Genomic DNA, 18,971 nt, shown 5'->3' with positions numbered 1-18,971 from the left:
GGCCGGAGCAAATCCCATGGCGACCATCATGCAGGTCCAGCGGGCCTTCGAGTACGAGTCGTGGGCCAACGCGCTGGTGAACCAGTCGCTGAGGTCGGCGAAGTCGTCGCTGGAATCCGGGCCCGGAGGGGCGGCATCGGAAGCGCCTTCGCTGGTCAAGGCGGTGCAGATCTGGGCGCACACGCAGTTGGCGCGCCGGCTGTGGCTGTCGCGTCTGGGCCGGGCGGAGGCCCCGAGTTTCGACCAGGGGTGGTTCCCGGTGTGGAGCCTGGGGGCGACGATCAAGGAATGCGAAGCGCTGGACGCCATGTGGGCAGCCGGTGTGGGGGCGCTGGATGAGGCGGGGCTCGACACGGTGGCGGCCTATACCACGACCGAGGGGCACCCGGCATCGTCGAGCGTGCGGGACATCCTGGCGCACGTGGTGAACCACTCGACCTACCACCGGGGCCAGATCGCGCGGCTGGTGGCCGAGTGCGGCGGCACGGTCGCCGCGACCGACTTCATCCTGTTCGCGAGGTCGAACCCTCCGCCGGGAGTGGCGCGGTCATGAGCGTCATCGAGCCGGCGCGGGTCAGGCTCCGTGACGGGGCCGAGGTGCTGCTCCGCACGGCGGACGAGGCGGATGCCGCGGAGTTGATCCGGCACGCGCGGGATGTCGTGACGACCAGCCCGCACTCGGTCACGACGCTCGAGGAGATGGCGCAGTACGAAGGGACGCGTGAGATTGAACTGATCCGCGACCACCGGGATTCCCCCAACAAGGTCTGGATCGTGGCCGAGGCGGGTCCGCGGCTGGTCGGCGAGATCTCGTTCCGTGCGAACGCCAAGCAGCGGATGGCCCACCACGGGCACTTTGGCCTAGGAGTCGACTCCGACTGGCGTGGGCGCGGGCTGGGGCGGGTGCTTGTCGGGGCGCTGCTGGATTGGGCACGGGTCCATCCGGCGATCGAGAAGGTCTGCCTGGGCGTCTTTGCCACCAACATCAACGCCCTGCGGCTCTACCGTTCGATGGGGTTTGTGGAAGAGGGGCGGCGGCAGGGGGAGTTCAAGATGGCGCCCGGCGTGTACGAGGACGACATCCAGATGTCGCTCTGGGTCAAGCCGCGGGAGACCGGGACGATTCCCAGCGCGTTCGGCGATTCCCCGGGCGGGCGGGGCTCGGCGCGCGTAGATTGATGGCAATGGGGAGCGCCGGGGCGCCACCGCAATGATGCGGCCGGAACGCCAGGGCAGGGGAACCACCAGCGGATGCCGCCGCGACCGTCGCGCCGGCCTGACCACCAGCGAGCCACGCCATGACCACGCCACACCCAACTCACCGCCGGTTCACCGGCGCGTTCACCGCGATCATCACCCCGTTCAACGCCCGCGGCGACGGCATCGACTTCGGACGGCTGGAGCAGCAGATCCGCGACCAGGCCAAGGGCGGGGTCACGGGGATCGTCGTCGCCGGCACCACGGGCGAATCGCCCACGCTGACGCACCACGAGTACGAGCACCTGGTCAAGACGTGCGTGGAGCACGGGCGGGCCGAGGGGATCATGGTGATCGCCGGCACCGGGAGCAACTCCACGTCGCACGCGGTGGAACTGCAGCGGCTCGCGGCCCAGCTCGGGGCCGACGCGGCGCTCTCCGTCAACCCGTACTACAACAAGCCCACGCAGGAGGGGCTGTACCGGCACTTCATTACGGTTGCCGATGCCGCGGAACTCCCGGTGGTGCTGTACAACATCCCGGGCCGTACGGGGGTGGCGCTGACACCGGCGACGGTCGAGCGGCTCAGCAAGCACCCCAACATCCGGGCCTGCAAGGAGGCGACGGGCTCGACCGACTCGGCGAGCGAGATCGCGCAGCGCTGCCCGGACCTGGCGCTGCTCTCGGGCGACGACTCGATGACGCTCCCGTTCGCGAGCGTGGGCGCGGTGGGTGTTGTGAGCGTGATCTCGAACATCGTCCCGGCGAAGATGACGGCGCTGTGCAGCGCGTTCCTTGGTGGGAGGTGGTCCGAGGCGCTGTCGCTGCACCGCGAGGTGTTCCCGCTCTGCCGGGCGAGTTTCCTCGAGACCAACCCGATCCCGGTGAAGGCGGCGATGAAACTGCTGGGGCGCGACAACGGCGTCCTCCGCCTCCCGATGACCGAGGCGACCGGCGAGACGGTGAAGACGCTGCAAGCGGTTCTCACGGAACTGGCGCTGTTGTAACAGGTTGCAACAAGCGACAGGGCGTGATCCGGAACTGGTCTTCGCCAAGTCTTGACGCAGCGCGTATATTCACAAGAGCCGCGCCCGGGTAGCCGGCGGCTTTGGAGGAACTCCGGGGACACTCGGGAGGGCTGGGTGGGTGGGGCGGCTGCGGCGCCTGGACGCGGAGGCGACGCATCGTGGGGCCGAACTTCGCGACGCACATCCGGGAGCGGCCACGGCGCCGCTTCTCGCAGTCCCAGGCGGACAGACAGCAGGGATCATGCCAGAGAGATCGACGACGGTATCGCGTCCCGCCGGCCGGAAGCCGGTCAAGGTGGACGCCGCGAAGGGATCCAGGGGTGACGTTCCGCCGGGCCTCGCGCCGGGCGAGGATGCGCCGGCCTCGTACCAGCAATCCCTCAAGTACCTCGCTGACCTGACGGACTTCGAGCGGGTTCGGCAGTCGACCCTGACGCCGGAGATGTTCAAGCTGGACCGGATGCGGGCGCTGCTGGAGGCCCTGGGCAATCCGCAGCAGCACGTCAAGTTCGTTCATGTCGCGGGCACGAAGGGCAAGGGGTCGACCTGCGAGATGACAGCCGCGGGCCTCGAGGCGTGCGGCTACGCGGTCGGTGTGTACACCAGCCCGCACCTGGTCGATATCCGCGAGCGGATCCGCATCAACCGCCGGCTCATTCCCCACGCGGAGTTCGCGGGGGCGCTCTCGCGCGTGCGCGAGGCGGCGAAGTCCATCGAGGCGGCCCACGGCACAGCCACCTTCTTCGAGCACCTGACGGCGATGGCGCTGCTGTACTTCTTCGAGCAGGCCGTGGACATCGCGGTGATCGAGGTCGGGCTCGGCGGCCGGCTGGATTCCACGAACGTCATACGCCCCGAGGTCACGGCGATCACGACGATCGGGCTGGACCACACGCAGCTGCTGGGGAGCACGGTGGAAGCGATCGCGCGGGAGAAGGCCGGCATCTTCAAGAGCGGCGTCACCGCCATCACGGCGATCCAGAAGCCCGAGGTGCTGGCCGTGCTCGCCGAGGCCGCGCAGGCCGCCGGCGCGCCCCTCCGCGTGGTCGGCGCCGATGTCGAGTTTTCCGTCCGCTTCGATGCGAAGAGCCCCGCCGGGCCGCGGGCCCGCGTCTGCCTCTCTACCCCGCGATCCTCCTACGAGCACATCGCCGTCCCCCTCCGGGGCGAACACCAGGCGCACAACTGCGGCGTCGCGCTCGCGATCCTGGATGCCCTGACCGAGTCGGGCTTCAAGTGCCCGGAGAACCGGGTCATCGCCGGCCTGGAGAAGGTCGAACTCTCCGGCCGCTTCGAGGTGGTTCCGGGGAGCCCCCGCCTCCTGCTCGACGGCGCGCACAACGAGGATTCCATCCGCTGCCTGGTCCGCGCCGCCTCGTCCCACCTTTCCTTCGATTCCATGATCACGATCTTTGGCTGCTGCGCCGACAAGGACACCGGCGCGCTGCTCCGCGAACTGGCGGCGGGCGCCGACAAGGTGATCTTCACCCGCGCTTCGGGGAACCCCCGAGCCGCCGACCCCCGGGACCTCGCCCGCAAGTACGCAGAGATCGCCGGCCGCGTCGTCCAGATCGCCCGCAGCCTCGAGGAGGCGATGGCGATGGCCCGCAAGTGCGCCGGCCGCGGCGACGTGATCTGCGTCACCGGCTCCATGTACCTGGTCGGCGAGGCCAAGAGGCTCCTCGCCACCGAGGCGCGCCGCGGTGCCTGACCGCCGTACACTGCCGCCGTGACGATCCTCAACCGCTCCAACTCCGACCGGCGCCGCAACGGCACCCCCGCATCGCCGGCCCGCCCGCGCCGCGCTCCGGCCTCCGCCGAGCCCGTCACGCTGACCCATCCCGCGAACGGGGCGGTCGCCCGGCTCTACCACGGCGACTGCCGCGAGGTCATCTTGTCGATCCCGGAGTGCGCCGCGGGGACTGTCGACATGGTCTTCGCGGATCCGCCGTTCAACTGGAACCGCGCGTACGACAAGTGGGACGATTCGATGCCGCGGGGCGATTACCTGGAGTTCACGTACCGCTGGCTTGATCTCTGCCGCGCCGCACTCAAGCCCGGCGGCGCCTTCTGGATCAATATCCCGGACGACACCGCCGCGGAGATCGTGTGCCACCTGAAGAAGCCGGCCGATGCTCGCTCGGCGGGCGTGGCCCAGCCCGCGCTGGACATGATCAACTGGTGCATCTGGCACTACCGCTTCGGGCAGAACACGCGGGCGCGGTTCATCAACTCCAAGGTCCACGCGTTGTGGTTCGTCAAGCCCGGCGCTGCGCACACCTGGAACGCCGACGCGGTGCTTGAGCCCTCTGATCGCGCGACGACCTACTTCGACCCGCGCACGATCTCCAAGAAGGACGGCATGCCGCCCGGGATGCGGGTGCCCATGGATGTGTGGTACGGCAAGTTCTGGGGCCGCATCCAGGGCAACAACAAGGAGCGGCGGGCCAACCACGACAACCAGCTTCCCGAGGCCTACCTGGAGCGGGTGATCCGCGCCTGCTCCAACGACGGCGAACTGGTGATGGACCCGTTCCTCGGCTCGGGCACGACGGGTGTCATCGCCCACGCCCTCGGCCGCCGATTCATCGGCGTCGAGTTCAGCAAGGACAACCTCGCCAGCGCCTGCAAGCGCATCGTGCAGGGCCCGCATCGGCTGGGCGAGGCGATCGGCCAGTCCACCGCGATCTTTCCGGCGCGGCGGGCGACGCCCAAGGCGCGGGCACGCACGGCGGTTCGGTCAACCCGAACACCGCGTGCGTGACCACCGGATACGGCAATCGACAATTAACATCGCTGGAACAGCGCCGGTGGGGTGGGCTGTATAGATTGGTGTACAACCGGAGTCGTCCATGCCAACGTCTTGCGATCGTTGCGGCGCCGGATCTGTACCCCATCATCTCTTCGAACCCCTGGAGCCCCGGCTCTTCCTCTCGGCGTCGTACACCGGACAGACGGCGTTCGATGCGTTCGAGATGAGCCGACTGATCCACGCGATCCCCGCTCAGGGCGTAGAGATGGCTCAGTTTGGCTACTCCGTCGCGGCGCTGGGCGACATCAACGGCGACGGCGCGGACGATTTCGCCATCTCGGCCCCGGGCATGCGCCACGGCGAGGGGGCCATCGGCGCCGGCGGGCAATACGGAGCGTCGGATTGGGGATGGAGCGGGACCCCCGGCGCGGTCTACATCTTTTCCGGGATCGACCGCACCCTCATGCGAACGCTCTCCGATGGCTTTGCCGGCTTCGGCTCGGCGCTGCTCGATGCAGGTGACCTGGATGGCGACGGCGTCGGCGACCTTGCCGTCGGCTCTCCCTCGTTCGACGCCACCGCGGATGCGACCGCTGACCGCTTCGGTCGGATCTGGATCTACTCCGGCGCGAACGGCACGGTGATTCGCACGCTCACCGGCTCGGGCGCCACCGACGAACTGGGCTGGTCCTTGAACCGCGGCGGCGACCTCGACGGCGACGGCGTGCAGGATCTGCTCGCCGGGGCTCCGGGCGCCAACGGCACCGGTCGGGCGTACGTCTACTCCGGCGCCGACGGCGCGGTGCTCCGCACGTTCAACGGCACGGCCATGGGAGATCGCTTCGGCCACGCGGTGGGCGGCGGCGTTGACACCCCCGTTCACACCGACTGGGACGAGCCCAGCGATGGCGACGGCGTCCCAGATTACATCGTCGGCGCTCCGGGCAACGAAGAGTTCGGCGTGGAAGCCGGCGCCGCGTATGTCTTTGACGGCGCGAGCGGTTCGCTCCGCTACATGTTCACGGGCGAGGCCGCGGGTGATCAGTTCGGTGCAGCGGTCGCCATTGTGGGCTACGCCGGGCAGTTCCCCGGCTTTCTGCTCCGCTACCTTGTTGGCGCTCCCGGCTTTGACTTCCCGTCGTTCGGCGATGAACTCCCGGCGCTCCCGGATGCGGGGCATGTCTACCGGTTCACCGCGGGCGGCGGCGGGCCCGATACCGGGTCGTACCTCGTCGGCGTCGAGGCGGGTGCCGCCATGGGGGCCCGCATCACCCTTCTCGATGGCTACCAGGTCTACTCCCCGCAAGACCCCGACCCGGCGTATGCCCTGTTCAGTCCCGGCGCACAGACCACGCCGCGCATGCGGCTCTTTCCGGGCAATACGACCAACTCACTCTCCCCCGTCTCCTCGTTTCTGGAGGGCGCCACGTCCATTGCCTACCTCGGTGATGCTGATCGCGACGGCATCAGCGACTTCATCGGAGGTAGTCCCCTGGCAGAGGGGAGCGCCGCACAACTCGTGCCGACGGTCCTCGCCGGGCCTCTTCCGGGCGTCGCAGCGATCAGCGATAACGGTCAGTACGCCATCATCGGCGACTACGTTTCACGCAACGGTGTTCTGCAGTCGATCGCGAGCCTCCCCGGGCTTCTCGATGGCGACCTCCTGCTGGCCGTCAACGACGCCGGACTCTTCGTCGGCCGCGCCCGCCAGGACCTCAGCCCATTCCCGGGTTTCTTCGCGCCGCCCGGGGCGATCTTCTTCTATTACGGCTCCGCCCGCGTCACGCTCGAGCAGGCCATCGTCCGCACGTTCGGCACCTCCCCGACCGCGCTCGATTTCGTCGATCTCTCGAACGCGGGCGACGTGGTCTTCGATGGCCTGACAGGTTCGGGCCAAGCGCAGTCCGCGTACCTGTTCCGCGGCGGGTCGCTCGTCGAACTGTGGGCCGGCGGCGTCTCGGCGGTCAGCGATTCCGGAATGGTCGTGGGCGCCTCCGGTTCGGCGGTGTACCGCTTCACGCCAGCGGGGCAGGTCCAACTCGTCAAGGGCCTGCAGCACTCGTACAGCTTCTACCGCCCCGGCATGGAAGGGGTCAACAGCCGCGGCGACATTGTCGGCGGCACCGAGGCCATCGATCTCGCCTCTGCCGCCGCGACCAACGCCGCGTTGACCACCCTTGCTGCCCGACCCACCGTTCCGCCCAGCACCGGAAGTTATTCCTGGAGCGTCGAGGGCGTCGACGAATCCGGGCGGATCTTCGCGCTGCTGAACTACATCCAGTACTCGTTCCCCAGCGGTCGCCCGCCGAGCACCGTCACCTCGGTCGCTTACCTCTATACCCCGGGCGTTGGCCTCCAGCAGTTCCTCGATACGGTCCTCAATCCCACCGAGGCCCAGCTTGCCTACCCCACGGTGTCGGGGCCGGCCCAGTTCCTTTCCGACGGGCGCATCATGTTCGCCGGGATGATCTACACGCCTACCGAGCCGCCGCCGGTCAATCCCGTGGCCGCGGCGGACTCCCGCCTGACCTCTGCCTACTCCGGCGCCGGGGTCGAGTACGCCGGGATGATCAACGAGGACGGCCTCCCGGTCGTCCTGCGCACCACCGCCTCCGGGACTGTCGCGCAGACACTCTCGCTGCGATACGCGGCGGATCCCGCGGCGACCGCGTCGGATATCGTCCTCTACACCGACCCGCGCGACTCACGCGTGTACGCCGTGGTGCGGGCGGGCAACGACCTGCTCTGGTACACCCCGTACCTCGATGGCTCGTTCGATACCGGTGTCAACCTCCGCCCGACGTATTCCGACTGGGACCTCCCCGTCACGCCGATGGTGCACGTCAGCACCACCGACGGCCGGGCCATCCTCAGCGGGCTGACGGCCGATGGGGACGTCGTCATCATCGAGCAGACCACGAGCACCGCTCCCCCGGATTCCGCGGTGTACTGGGCGTACCACAACCTCTCCACGGAGCGACTCGCTCCCACAGGCCAGTCCACGCCCGCGTTCACCGGGCCGCTCACCGCCTTCGTCTCGGCGTGGAACGCGATCAACCTTGTCGGGCTGGATTCCGACGGCCGGGTGCAGACCGTGTGGAGCATCCCGGGCGCTGTGGAGTGGACGGTCTCAAACCTCTCGGCCGCGTCGAACGCGCCGCGCGTGTACGGCGTTCTCGCCGCGTACACCACGCCGTGGTCCGCGCTCAACGTCGTCGCGTCCGACTCCGCGGGCCGGCCCGTCACGCTCTGGTGGGTGCCGCAGTTCGGCGGCAACTGGGCGTACGACCCGCTCTCGAACTCACCCGAAGCCCCGGTCCTCGATGGGTCCGCGCTCGCCGCGTTCGTCACGCCGTGGGCGGCGTTGAATGTCGTCGGCCGCGACGCGGATTCTGGCGAGATCATCGTGTACTGGTGGACGCCATCGACGCAGGTCTGGTCGGGCGAGACGATCAGTGTGTCCGGGTCGGGCGGCATCCCGGTGACGACGGGCGCGATCGCCGCGGGCATGCTCGGCCCCAGCCGCCAGAGCGTCTTCGCGATCCAGGCGGGCACCAACCACCTGCTCCAGTTGTTCTGGACGATCGGTGACGGCGCCGACTGGACCGTGCAGGACCTCACGATGCTCGTGTAGAGCGACGTACGATGATCCATCGAAAAGGAGCGATCCATGTCCGATCTACAGGGCCAGTTCGAACTCTCGCTCCTTGAGCCTCGCGTGCTGCTGGCGGCTTACACGTTCGATCCCTTCACGCACTCGCTGAATCTTCCCAGCAACCTCGGGTCCTTCGTTCCTCCCCAGGGCGTCGAGGTCGCCAACTTCGGCGCCGCCGCGGCGGCCATCGGCGATATCGATGGCGATGGGGTCGACGACATCGCGATCTCCGCTCCCGGTCAGCAGGGCGAGCAGTCGTCCACACCGGGGCGGGTGTTCCTGTACTCCGGCGCCACGCGACAGATCATCCGCACCCTCGAGGACGGCTTCGTCGACTTCGGCGTCTCCATCGCCAGCATCGGCGACATCGACAACGACGGCCGCCCCGACCTGCTCGTCGGTTCGCCCCTGGTGGATCTCAACGCCAACGCGCTGGTCGATCCCACCGGCGCGGCGTACATCTACTCCGGCGCGGACGGCTCGATGCTTCGGTTCTTCCAGGGTCCGACGGCCTTCTCCGAGTTTGGGCGCGCCGTCGCCGCGTTGGGCGATGTCACCGGCGATTCGTTTGTCGAAGTCCTCATCGGCGCCCCCGGCGGCGGCCCCAGCAGCCAGGGCGTCGTCCTGGTGATCACCACGGCCCTGACGCTCCTGCCCGTTCCCAATCCAGAGGTCATCCGCACTCTTGCCGGCGAGGCCGCCGGGGACCGGTTCGGCGCCGCGGTTATCTCCGCGGGCGATATCCCCCCGTCAGGCCAGCCCGGCGACGGTGTTCCCGATATCTTCATCGGCGCCCCGCTCCACGACGGCAACGGCGCCGGTTCGGGCCGGGCATACCTCTATTCAGGCGCCGACGGCTCGCTCCGGCTGATCCTCAACGGCGAGCGGGCGGACGACCGTTTCGGCGCCGCGCTCGGCGTCGGCATCGCCGGGAGCACCCCGTTCCTGTACGTAGGGGCGCCGAACCACGACTGGCAGTTCAGCCCCGAGTACCCGCCGATCAGCGATACCGGACGCATCTACCGCTTCGACGCACAGGGCCAGCTTGCCGAGGCGTCGGGCCCGATCGCCGGTGGCGAGGGGTACCACCTCGGCATCGCTATCTCCGCGCTCGGGGATATCAACGGCGACGGGCGGAGCGACTTTGCGGTGTCGCAGCCCGGCGCGCCCGCGGGCCAGCGCATCAGCTTCCGCAACTCCGGTTTCTCGGAACTCGCCATCTCCCTCCCCGGCGGCGCGACGGGCGACATCGCCTTCGCCGCGGGCGATCTGGATCATGACGGCCAGCCGGATGTCCTCGTCACCACTCCCGGTGCCAACTCGGCGACGGCCTTTTCCTCCCTCGGCGTGGTTCAGCCGATTGGCTACCCGGCAACCAACGACGACCGCTCGTTCATGTTCTTCTCCTCGCTGGGCAACAGCGTCGGCGGCCGCGCGGACTACGCGATCGTGAACGGCATGTTCGCCAACCTCCGCATGCTCCCCGGCATCGGCTCCGATGGGCACGTCATCGCGGTGAACAACGCGGGGCTCATCGTCGGTCGCATCGAGATCACCGATTCGCTGGGCAACGTCTTCGAGGCCGAGCCGTTCCTCGTTCAAGGGGGTACGCGGACGCTGCTCTCCGCCCTCGTCACGCAGATCATCGGCGGCATCACGCCGGAGTGGGCGAACCTCAAGCCCATCCGCCTGGCCAACGACGGCTCGCTCATCCTCCACGAGCAGGACGGGCCGTCGATCAGCCCCACCCCGAATGACCGCTCCTGGCTCTACAAGGACGGCGTCCTCACCCTGCTCTGGAACGGCTCGCCGATCGACGTCAACGACTCGGGCGCCGTCCTCGGCTCGCGCCGCAACGACGACCTCACGTACACCGTCATTCTCCGGACGCCCGACGGCACCGTCACGCCGATCAGCGAACTGACGCAGGCCTACGCCCTGAACAACGAAGGGGTCATCGTCGGCTCCGAATCTTCGGGCTCCATCGTGACCTGGCACAACGGGGTCGTGACCGTGGTCGCCCCGTATGTCCCGCCGATCTATCCCACAACCTACTCGTCCTTGTACGCCACCGATATCAACGACGCGGGCGACGTCCTGGTCGTCCGCTACACCGTTGCCGGCCGCGGCACGAATCGCGAGTACTTCGTCGTCCGCGCCGGCGAGTCGATGGCGCTGATCTACAACGTCGTCTTCGGCGACAACCCCGTCGAGGGCACACCCTCGATCTTCGTAAACGGCCGCGACATCTACACCGGCTACGGCGTCGCCGAGCCCATCGATGAGCGAGCCGCCTGGAGCCTTGTGACATCCGTCCCTGTCTCCGCCGCCGCGGGAACATCGATCCCGTCCAGCGCTGTCGTCGGCGTCAATCCTTACGGCAACGCGATCCTGTTCTGGGACGATGCCCAGGGCATCACCCACGGCACGCGACTGACCCTCGGCACCGCGGCGACCGGCACGATCACGGACGTGGTCGCCTACGCCGATCCAACTGACAGCTCCCTGTACGTGGTGGTCTTCGGCGCCCTGGGCGCCCAGTGGTTCATCGCGCCAAGCCCGCTCGGCGATGGCGCCCCGGTGTTCCCCCTCGGCCCCGCGTTCCCGATCCCCATCTCCAACCCGGCGGTCTTCTTCACGACCGACCACCGCGTCCTCATCGCCGGCGCCGCGGCTAACGGCGATCTCATCCTCTACTTCCAGAACGGGCTCTCCTTCCCCTCGTCCAACTACAACTGGAGCTCCAGCAACATCACCGTCGAGCACATCCAGGCCCGCGGCCAGACATTCATCCCCATCGCCAGCAACCTCACCGCCTTCTCCACGGCGTGGAACGCCAACCACGTCGCCTACCTCGACGCCGAGGGCCAGGTGCACGCCGTCTGGTGGGCCCCCGGGTCCGACCCGCTCTGGCGCACCGACCAACTCACCTCCGCCGCGGCCGCGGGCCCGCTCGAGGGCCGGCTGTCGTCGTTCGTCACGCCGTGGAACACGCTGCACATCAACGCGTTCAACCAAGCCGGCGAGGCCGTCGCCGTCTGGTGGGATGTCTCCTTCGGCGGCCAATGGGCCGTGGATGCACTGGCCGCCCCCGGCTCGGCGCGGTTCGATCCGGCGTCGGTCACGTCCTTCCAGACGCCGTGGAACGCCCTGCACCTGATCGGGCGCGACGCCGACACCGGCGAGATCCTCACCTACTGGTGGGCGCCGGCCACCGGCGAGTGGCGAGTCGAGACGATCCATCCCGCGGCGGAACCCGAGGGCTTCGCCGCGGGCGGCCTGGTCTACGGCCTCTCGGGCCCGACAGGCCTGCTCGCTCTCTACACCAGCCGGGCGAGCAACGGCAACGCCGTGCGCATCGCGTGGACACTCGAAGACCCGCTGTGGCGGTTCAGCGACCTGACCGAGTTGGTGATCGCGTAATCAGCCGGGCGAGTCAATCCTCGTCGAACGACGCAACCTCCCACGCTCGCCACGGGATTCCGTTCTGCGCGACGAGGTTGGTCAACAACTCGCCGATCAGGTCGTCGATGACATCCTGCGGCAGGTCGCCCTCGATGAGCAGTTGGACCCGAGAATACGGGATGTCGTACTTCACACGAACGCCACGCACGTCGACGCATGCGTTCGAACTGTGGTACTCAACTCCAAGCCATTGATACTCGGTCCTCGCGGGCCTCAAGTCGTTCAGAACGATCTCGCAGGCACGGTCCGGATCGTCGCATTCCAGCAGATACCTGCGACGCGGCTCGCACTCGGCGACGCACTCCCACTGCAGGCCGTCGAGGTGCAGGCGGTAGGCGCCCAAGTTCGGCAGATCGGAGTTGCGCGTCAACACCTTTCCGCCGCGAACCGTGACGGCGTGCAGCGCGGCGTCGTATGAGCCGTGGTGGTCATGGATCCAACCCGGCATGATACCGCTCGTGGCGATCCCTTCGGCCCGGTAGGTCGTGGTGTCAATCCCGACGACGGGGGTGATGCCGGCGGTCCGCTCGCCGGGATAGCCCACCCGTCCGATCACCACGATCCGGTCGCCGGCGAGCGTCGCCGAGTGAAAGTCCGTCGGCGGGAACTCGTGCCTCGGATAGCCGTAGATCTCGACGCCGCCCGAGTCCGGCGTCACCCGGCTCTCGCCCGCAGCCGGCCGCAACACGATCACATCGTTGTAGATGCAGAAGTCCGGGACGTACCAGTCATCGTGTTCCCCGCCGATGCAGATGATCCGCCCGTCCGGCATGGTCGTTCTGGACATGCCGAATCGGTCGAAGCACCAATCAGGGTCTGTCGCACCGCAGCCGTTCGGCCCGCAGGCGTAGCACAGGTTCGGCTCAAGCCCAAGTTCCCGCCGGATCGTGCAGGCAGGAGAGCCACGCCGAACCATCCGCTCCCAGTGTTCCAGCACCATCCTCTGGGGATTCTCGGTGCCGAATCGACGCTTGCATTGTTGCTCAAAAACCCGCCGCAAAATCGCCATCAAGTCGGTCGTTCGAACGTCGACCCGCTCAAGAAGTTGCGGAGAGTCTAGGCCACCGCCTCCATCTCTTCATCCGCACCCCCGCCGTCCCCCGACGACCGCACCTCGCCGCCCGTCACCAGTTGCTCGATCGGCGGCGCATCGGGCAGCGGCCGGCCCATGGCATCGGTCAGGGGCTTCCCGTCGAGAGTCGTGATCACCTTGACCGGGTGCTCCTTCGCGTGCTCCTCCAGCGCCGCCTCCAGCGCCGCCCGCTTCTTCTCGTCGACCTCCGTCCATTTCCCGCGTCCCTTGCACTTGGGGTACCGCGAGCACCCCAGCCACGGGCCGCGCAGGCCCGAGCGCAGGTTCAGCGGCGAGCCGCAGGTCTTGCACTCGAGGTCCGTCACCAGCGCCGGCGGGCTCGGGGCCTTGACGCGCCCCTTCTTGTCCAGGTTCAGGATGCCGTCGCACGGGTCCTTCTCGTCGTTGTACCTCGCGCACCCCAGGAACACCCCGAACCGCCCCGACCGCTTGTTCATCGCCCCGCCGCACTTGGGGCACGCCACGTTCACGCCCTCGGCCGGGCGCGGCTTCCCCTCGCGGTCCACCGGGCAGGCGTAGTCGCACGCCGGGAAGGTCGAGCAGCTCAGGAACCGCCCGTTCTTCCCGAAGCGGTACACCAGGTCGCTCCCGCACTTGGCGCACCGGTACTCCTTCGGCGCCGGACGGGTCTCCGCCTTCGCGTGGCTGAGCGTCTCCATCGCGTGCTCGAGCTGCTCCTTGAACGGCCCGTAGAACCGCTGGAGCATCTCCACCCAGTCGATGTGGTCCTCCTCGACCTTGTCCAGCTCCCCCTCCATGTCGCGTGTGTACCCGATGTCGATGATCCGCGGGAACGCCTCCACCAGCTTGTCCGTCACCACCTCCCCGAGGTCCGTGGCGTAGAACCGCCGGTCCACCTGCTCCACGTACTTGCGGTCCTGGATCACGCTGATGATCGAGGCGTACGTGCTCGGCCGGCCGATCCCCTCGCTCTCGAGCGTCTTGATCAGCGACGCCTCCGAGTACCGCGCCGGCGGCGAGGTGAACCGCTGGCGCGGCTCGATCGCGAAGGGCGACAGCGTCCGCCCCTGCTCCAGCGACGGCAGCGTCTGCTCGTCGCTCGCCGTCGGCACCCCGGCGACCCGGTAGAACCCGTCGAACACCAGCACCCGGCCCGTGGCGCGGAACGCCAGTTCCCGCGCCTTGTCCCTCCCGCCCTTGATCGTCACCGCCGTCGAGTCCCACTGCGCCGCCGACATCTGGCACGCCACGAACCGCTCCCAGATGATCGAGTACAGCCGGAACTGGTCCGGGTTCAGCGCGTTGCGCACGCGGCTGGGGGGGTGGGCCAGGCTCGTCGGACGGATCGCCTCGTGCGCCTCCTGCGCCGCCTTGTTGCTCGACGAGAAGAAGTTCGGCTTCTCCGGCAGGTACTTCTCCCCGTACGTCTTGAGGATGTGCTCCCGGACCATCGACAGCGCCGTCCCCGACAGGTGCGTCGAGTCGGTGCGCATGTACGTGATCAGGCCCACCGGACCCTCGCCCGGGAGGTCCACGCCCTCGTACAACTGCTGCGCCGTCCGCATCGTCCGCTGCGCGCCGAACCCCAGGCGCGTCGACGCCGCCTGCTGCAGCGTGCTCGTGATGAACGGCGGCGACGGGCGCGTGCTCGTCCGCTTCGTCTCGACCCCCGTCACCTTGTACGGCGTCGTCGGGTCCGCGTCGCCGCTGATGGTGCGCACCCACCGCGCCGGCCCCTTCCCCTTCTCGTCCACCCTCGACTGCGACCGCACGTTCCTCAGCCCCGCGGCCTCGGCGATCTCCGCCGCTCGCTTCGCCATCGCCTCCGCGGACTTCTCGTCCGCGTTCTTCCCACCCGTCAGCTCGAACTTCTCCCCCGCGATCTCCACCAGCTCGGCCTTGATCCCCCCGTGCTCGGCCAGCCACGCGTTCTGGGCCTTGAGCGTCGGCGCGTTGTCCTTCTCGTCGCGCTGGGCGAGCATCTTCCTCCACGCGTCCGCCAGGCCCGCCGCCTTGGCTGTCTCGGAGGTGAAGTTCGCCGTGATCTGCCACGACTCCTCAGGGATGAACGCCCGGATCTCCCGCTCCCGCTCCACGATCACCCGCACCGCTACGCTCTGCACCCGCCCCGCGCTCAGCCCCCGCGCCACCTTCTTCCACAGCATCGGCGACACCTGGTACCCCACGATCCGGTCCAGGATCCGCCTCGCCTGCTGCGCGTTCACCCGGTCCATGTCGATCGGGTGCGGCTTCTTGAACGCCTCCGAGATGTCATCCCGCGTGATCGCGGCGAAGATCACCCGCTTGGCCTGCTTCGGGTCGATCCCCAGCTCCTCCGCCAGGTGCCACGCGATCGCCTCCCCCTCCCGGTCAAGGTCGGTTGCAAACCACACATCCGACGCCTGCCTCGCCGCTCGCTTCAGGTCGGAGATCGCCTTGGTCTTGCCCGGCAGCACCTCGTACGTCGGGCGGAACTTGTGCTTCAGGTCGACCCCCGGCACGGGGCTCTTGTCCCCCTTGGGGTTCTTGCTGGGCAGGTCCCTCACGTGCCCCACGCTCGCCAGCACGACGTACCCATCCCCCAGGTACTTGTTGATCGTCTTCGCCTTCGACGGCGACTCGACGATCACCAGTTGCTTCCCCGCCACCGAGCGGTTCCCCAGCCCAGCGCCGCGGTCCGCACCGCCGCGCCGACCCACCTTGGCGCGTCCCCCGCCGCGTCCGGCGGCCGCCCCGTCTCCCCCGGCCGCTCCAGCCGCGGCCTTGCCACTCCCCCGTTTGCGTGATGTGCTCGTTCCCTTGGCCATATTCGCCTTTACTAGCCTATCAAAATCCGATCGACAACGCCAGTGCCGCAAACCTTATACGGCACCGGGTTCGGTTGGTATTGACCGGACCACACGATTGTCAAGCAGGTGGGGACCTGCTCGGGTCGACCCTTGTCTCGGCTGATCGGTCCCGCGGCCTCAAGTCCTTTCCCGCCGACCCCGCTCTCGCATCGACCCGAACAGCGCTATCTAAACATCTGTTGTTCAACGAGTTGCGCTGCTTCGTCCGCCCCGATCCGCTCCCCATCAATCCGCACCAGCCCACCCCCCGGCGGCCGCGCCGAGAGCCTCCTGAGCCACGTCCGCTGATTCTTTGCAAATCGCCTCGTCTCGATCTTGATCGCCTCCACCGCCTCCACCAGCGTGCACCGCCCCTCCAGGTGCGCCACCAGTTGCTTGTACCCCAGCCCCTCGCGAGCCTGCATCCCCAGGCGCCCCGCCTCCCACAGGGCCCGCGTCTCCTCCAGCAGCCCCGCCTCCATCATCCCCTTCACACGCGCGTTGATGCGCCGGTTCAGCGCCTCCACCGGCCACTCCACCACCACAAGCACACAGTCCGCCCGCACACGCCCCCCGTCCCACTGCGACTGCAGCACCGAGATCGGCGTTCCAGTCTGCCGGAAGACCTCCAGCGCCCGCACCGTCCGCCGCACATCGTTGGGATGGATCCGCGCCGCCGCGGCGGCATCGACCCGCTCCAGTTCCGCCCGCCGCGCCCCGGCGTCCATCGCCGTCAGTTCGGCCCGGAGCGCCGCATCCGGCTCGGGCCCCTCGAACATCCCCTCGAGCAGAGCCTTGATGTACAGGTGCGTCCCCCCGACCACCATCGGAGCCCCCGCCGCGGCCCGCGCCCGCGCGATCTCCGCCTCCGCCCCCTCCAGCCACGCGTCCACGCTGAACGCCTCCACCGGCTCGACCAGGTCGATCATCCGGTGCTCCACCCCGCACCGCTCCGCCACCGTCGGCTTCGCCGTCCCGATGTCCAGCCCGCGGTACACCTGCATCGAGTCCGCGGCGATCACCACACCCTTCACCCCCCGGGCCCGCTCCAGGCGCAGCGCGAGCGCCACCCCGATCGCCGACTTCCCCGATGCCGTCGGCCCCACGATCACCGGGATTGCCAAGCGCGAGTCATACGCCATCGGCGGCGCCTCCATCAATCTGCAAGACTCGGCATCACCATCGGTATCGATGTGAAGCGAGAAGTGGCCTCTGGACCCACAAGAGTATGGGTGCGGTGAGGTTCCGAAACACTAACGTAAAGGCAGAATAAATACCCGCTCCATCGGCCGTTGAGCAGCGCAGAAAAGAACGCGCATCAGCTAACGTAATTCTTGATCAGTCAAGCCAATTCTCGAGCGAGGTGCCCTATGGGTCACGACCGTTCGACGCGGATCTCTCCAGTTGGCCATGGATTCCTTGCCGACATCGGGAAGGGAGTCGCCGGCAACAAGGCGACGGAGCTCATCGACTGGCTGCGAAAGCTGCTTCTGCCGGGCGTTGTCGGTGCTGCCGGCCCGGTGGTCTCGTTTGTCTCGAATGATCTTTGGGCCTTCATGGCGGCTATTACCCTGCCGCTGATCGCCATGCTGTACCTGTGGTGCCGCATGCGCTCGTGGCTTCATGAGCACGGGATGCTCGTTCAGATGCTCTTCCAGGCGATACTGCTTCTTGTTGCTTCGACCATCCCCGGGCTCATCATCTACCGCCAGTGCAGTGCACAAAAATCAGAGCGCACCGGCCTGTCCGCAGCAAGGCTGCCCGCCTTGAGCGAGTTCGCGGTTCTCGGTGCTGCCAACTCGGACGAGGCTCTGTACGACCTGAGCATGGTCACGCTGATGCCGCTTATCTGCGGCAATGACCGCGCTAGCGATTCGATCCGCATTGAGGTGTGGGTCCTCGATCCGCGGCAACAGCGCCTGGTGATTCCCAATCCGCGATTCCTCTACAACTGGCCAAGCCAGGCGGCAAAGCGGTACTTCGATGTGAGCGATCCGAGTGCCGACAGCGGCATTGCGCACCGCTGTTTTTTCGAGAAAAGAGTGGTCGTGTGCTCTGATTCCTCGGATCTCAAGGCGAAGGCCAAGCACTTCGAGGACATTGCCGACGCACAATGCAAGCCGAGCGCTTCCATCCTGTGCGCTCCAATATTTGCGCCTCAGTCAAGCAACGTGGTCGGCGTCGTCGCCATCACATCGCCCGCAAAGGGATTGTTCATGGCTGACGACGAGCGAATCGCCCTCAACATCGCGGCCGCCCTGCAGGGATTTGTTGCCGATCGCAGCGCGAAACTCGCTCACGCTCAGTGAAGATCGGCGCACGCTCGACTTGGTGAGTGTCGATCGCGGGAACGAGCGGTGTGCCAAGCGTACGAGAGCTTCTACGCCCGATCTTCCCCCTCCTCCGCCCTCGCACTGGTGAACAGCCACGTCAGCATGATCGCACACGTCGCCAGCAGGATCGGCCCGATCGCCCGGGTCGCCGCGGAGGCGCTCGTGCTCGTGCTCAGCGTCGTCGTCAGCACCAGCCCCAGGGGCAGCATCACCGCCAGCACCACCGTCCACGCCACGCGGTTCGACCCCGTCGGCGCGTTGTCCCCCTGCGACGCCTCCCCCTCGCCCACATCCACATCGCTCCACACCACCGACGCCGCGTCCGCCCCCGCCTGCCGCAGCGCCGCGGCCGCGCCGGACGCATCCGCCCGCCGCACCATGATCTTCACAATCCCCGGCGCCTCCGCCCGGAACCCCGCCGTCATCGCCCCGATCACCATCGCGTCGATCCCCGCGGCCCGGATCACCGACACCAGTTCCTCCCCGCCAACCTCGGTGGCTGATGTCGCAACCACCACCGGTTGATCAGGGTCGTTGTCTCGCGCCATGGCCGTTGGCCTCCTCCAAACACCACAAGCCTAGGGGATCGGCCGCGGCCTTGCCCGCAACTCTTGGTCCATCTCTACCTCTGGTCACTGACCCTCGCAATCCACCCCGCC

12 protein-coding genes are annotated in these 18,971 nt (G+C 68.0%); 8 read left to right on the top strand and 4 right to left on the bottom strand.

What is annotated here, in order from left to right:
• The first annotated feature begins 16 nt into the window (after positions 1-16).
• From KF745_08835 to KF745_08805, 7 genes are all read left to right on the top strand, one after another.
• Entirely contained in the window at positions 17-553 is a 537-nt protein-coding gene (locus KF745_08835) for a DinB family protein (protein MBX3358521.1), read from the top strand.
• Complete coding sequence (locus KF745_08830; protein MBX3358520.1) at positions 550-1,179, top strand: GNAT family N-acetyltransferase; 630 nt, start codon at positions 550-552, stop codon at positions 1,177-1,179. Before KF745_08835 ends, KF745_08830 begins: the two co-directional genes overlap by 4 nt.
• Before the next feature lie 119 nt (positions 1,180-1,298).
• Positions 1,299-2,204, top strand: a complete 906-nt coding sequence (dapA, locus tag KF745_08825; protein MBX3358519.1) for a 4-hydroxy-tetrahydrodipicolinate synthase — start codon at positions 1,299-1,301, stop codon at positions 2,202-2,204.
• 262 nt (positions 2,205-2,466) lie between these two features.
• Entirely contained in the window at positions 2,467-3,936 is a 1,470-nt protein-coding gene (locus KF745_08820) for a bifunctional folylpolyglutamate synthase/dihydrofolate synthase (GenBank protein MBX3358518.1), read from the top strand.
• An 18-nt stretch (positions 3,937-3,954) separates the two neighbouring features.
• A complete protein-coding gene (locus tag KF745_08815) occupies positions 3,955-4,989 on the top strand; it encodes a site-specific DNA-methyltransferase (protein MBX3358517.1) in 1,035 nt (344 codons plus the stop codon).
• 88 nt (positions 4,990-5,077) lie between these two features.
• Positions 5,078-8,611 carry an FG-GAP repeat protein gene (locus KF745_08810; GenBank protein ID MBX3358516.1) on the top strand — a complete coding sequence of 1,178 codons (3,534 nt, stop codon included), beginning with the start codon at positions 5,078-5,080 and terminating at the stop codon, positions 8,609-8,611.
• Positions 8,612-8,647: 36 nt separating this feature from the next.
• Entirely contained in the window at positions 8,648-12,055 is a 3,408-nt protein-coding gene (locus KF745_08805) for an FG-GAP repeat protein (GenBank protein MBX3358515.1), read from the top strand.
• A 13-nt stretch (positions 12,056-12,068) separates the two neighbouring features.
• Here the strand turns inward: KF745_08805 and KF745_08800 are convergent, their stop codons facing one another.
• The 3 genes from KF745_08800 to miaA form a co-directional block, all read right to left on the bottom strand.
• On the bottom strand, positions 12,069-13,037 hold the full coding sequence (locus KF745_08800) for a hypothetical protein (GenBank protein ID MBX3358514.1): 969 nt from the start codon (positions 13,035-13,037) through the stop codon (positions 12,069-12,071).
• 116 nt (positions 13,038-13,153) lie between these two features.
• The gene (topA, locus tag KF745_08795) at positions 13,154-15,958 is read right to left on the bottom strand and encodes a type I DNA topoisomerase (GenBank protein MBX3358513.1); all 2,805 of its coding nucleotides are present in this window, start codon (positions 15,956-15,958) and stop codon (positions 13,154-13,156) included.
• 206 nt (positions 15,959-16,164) lie between these two features.
• Positions 16,165-17,121: a tRNA (adenosine(37)-N6)-dimethylallyltransferase MiaA gene (gene miaA / locus KF745_08790; GenBank protein ID MBX3358512.1), complete on the bottom strand. Its 957-nt coding sequence runs from the start codon at positions 17,119-17,121 to the stop codon at positions 16,165-16,167.
• A 228-nt stretch (positions 17,122-17,349) separates the two neighbouring features.
• Here miaA and KF745_08785 point away from each other — a divergent pair, with 228 nt between their 5' ends.
• Positions 17,350-18,288 (top strand): hypothetical protein, encoded by a 939-nt coding sequence (locus tag KF745_08785; GenBank protein MBX3358511.1) that lies wholly within the window; start codon positions 17,350-17,352, stop codon positions 18,286-18,288.
• Between the two features lie 71 nt (positions 18,289-18,359).
• Here KF745_08785 and KF745_08780 read toward each other — a convergent pair whose 3' ends face one another.
• Positions 18,360-18,860, bottom strand: coding sequence for a hypothetical protein (locus KF745_08780; GenBank protein MBX3358510.1), 501 nt, complete (start codon positions 18,858-18,860; stop codon positions 18,360-18,362).
• Positions 18,861-18,971 lie beyond the last annotated feature (111 nt).

The sequence above is a fragment of the Phycisphaeraceae bacterium genome (assembly GCA_019636655.1).
Taxonomy (GTDB): Bacteria; Planctomycetota; Phycisphaerae; order Phycisphaerales; family UBA1924; genus JAHBXB01.
The sequence above is the reverse complement of the archived record's forward strand: the minus strand, read 5'-3'. Positions and strand labels throughout refer to the sequence as shown.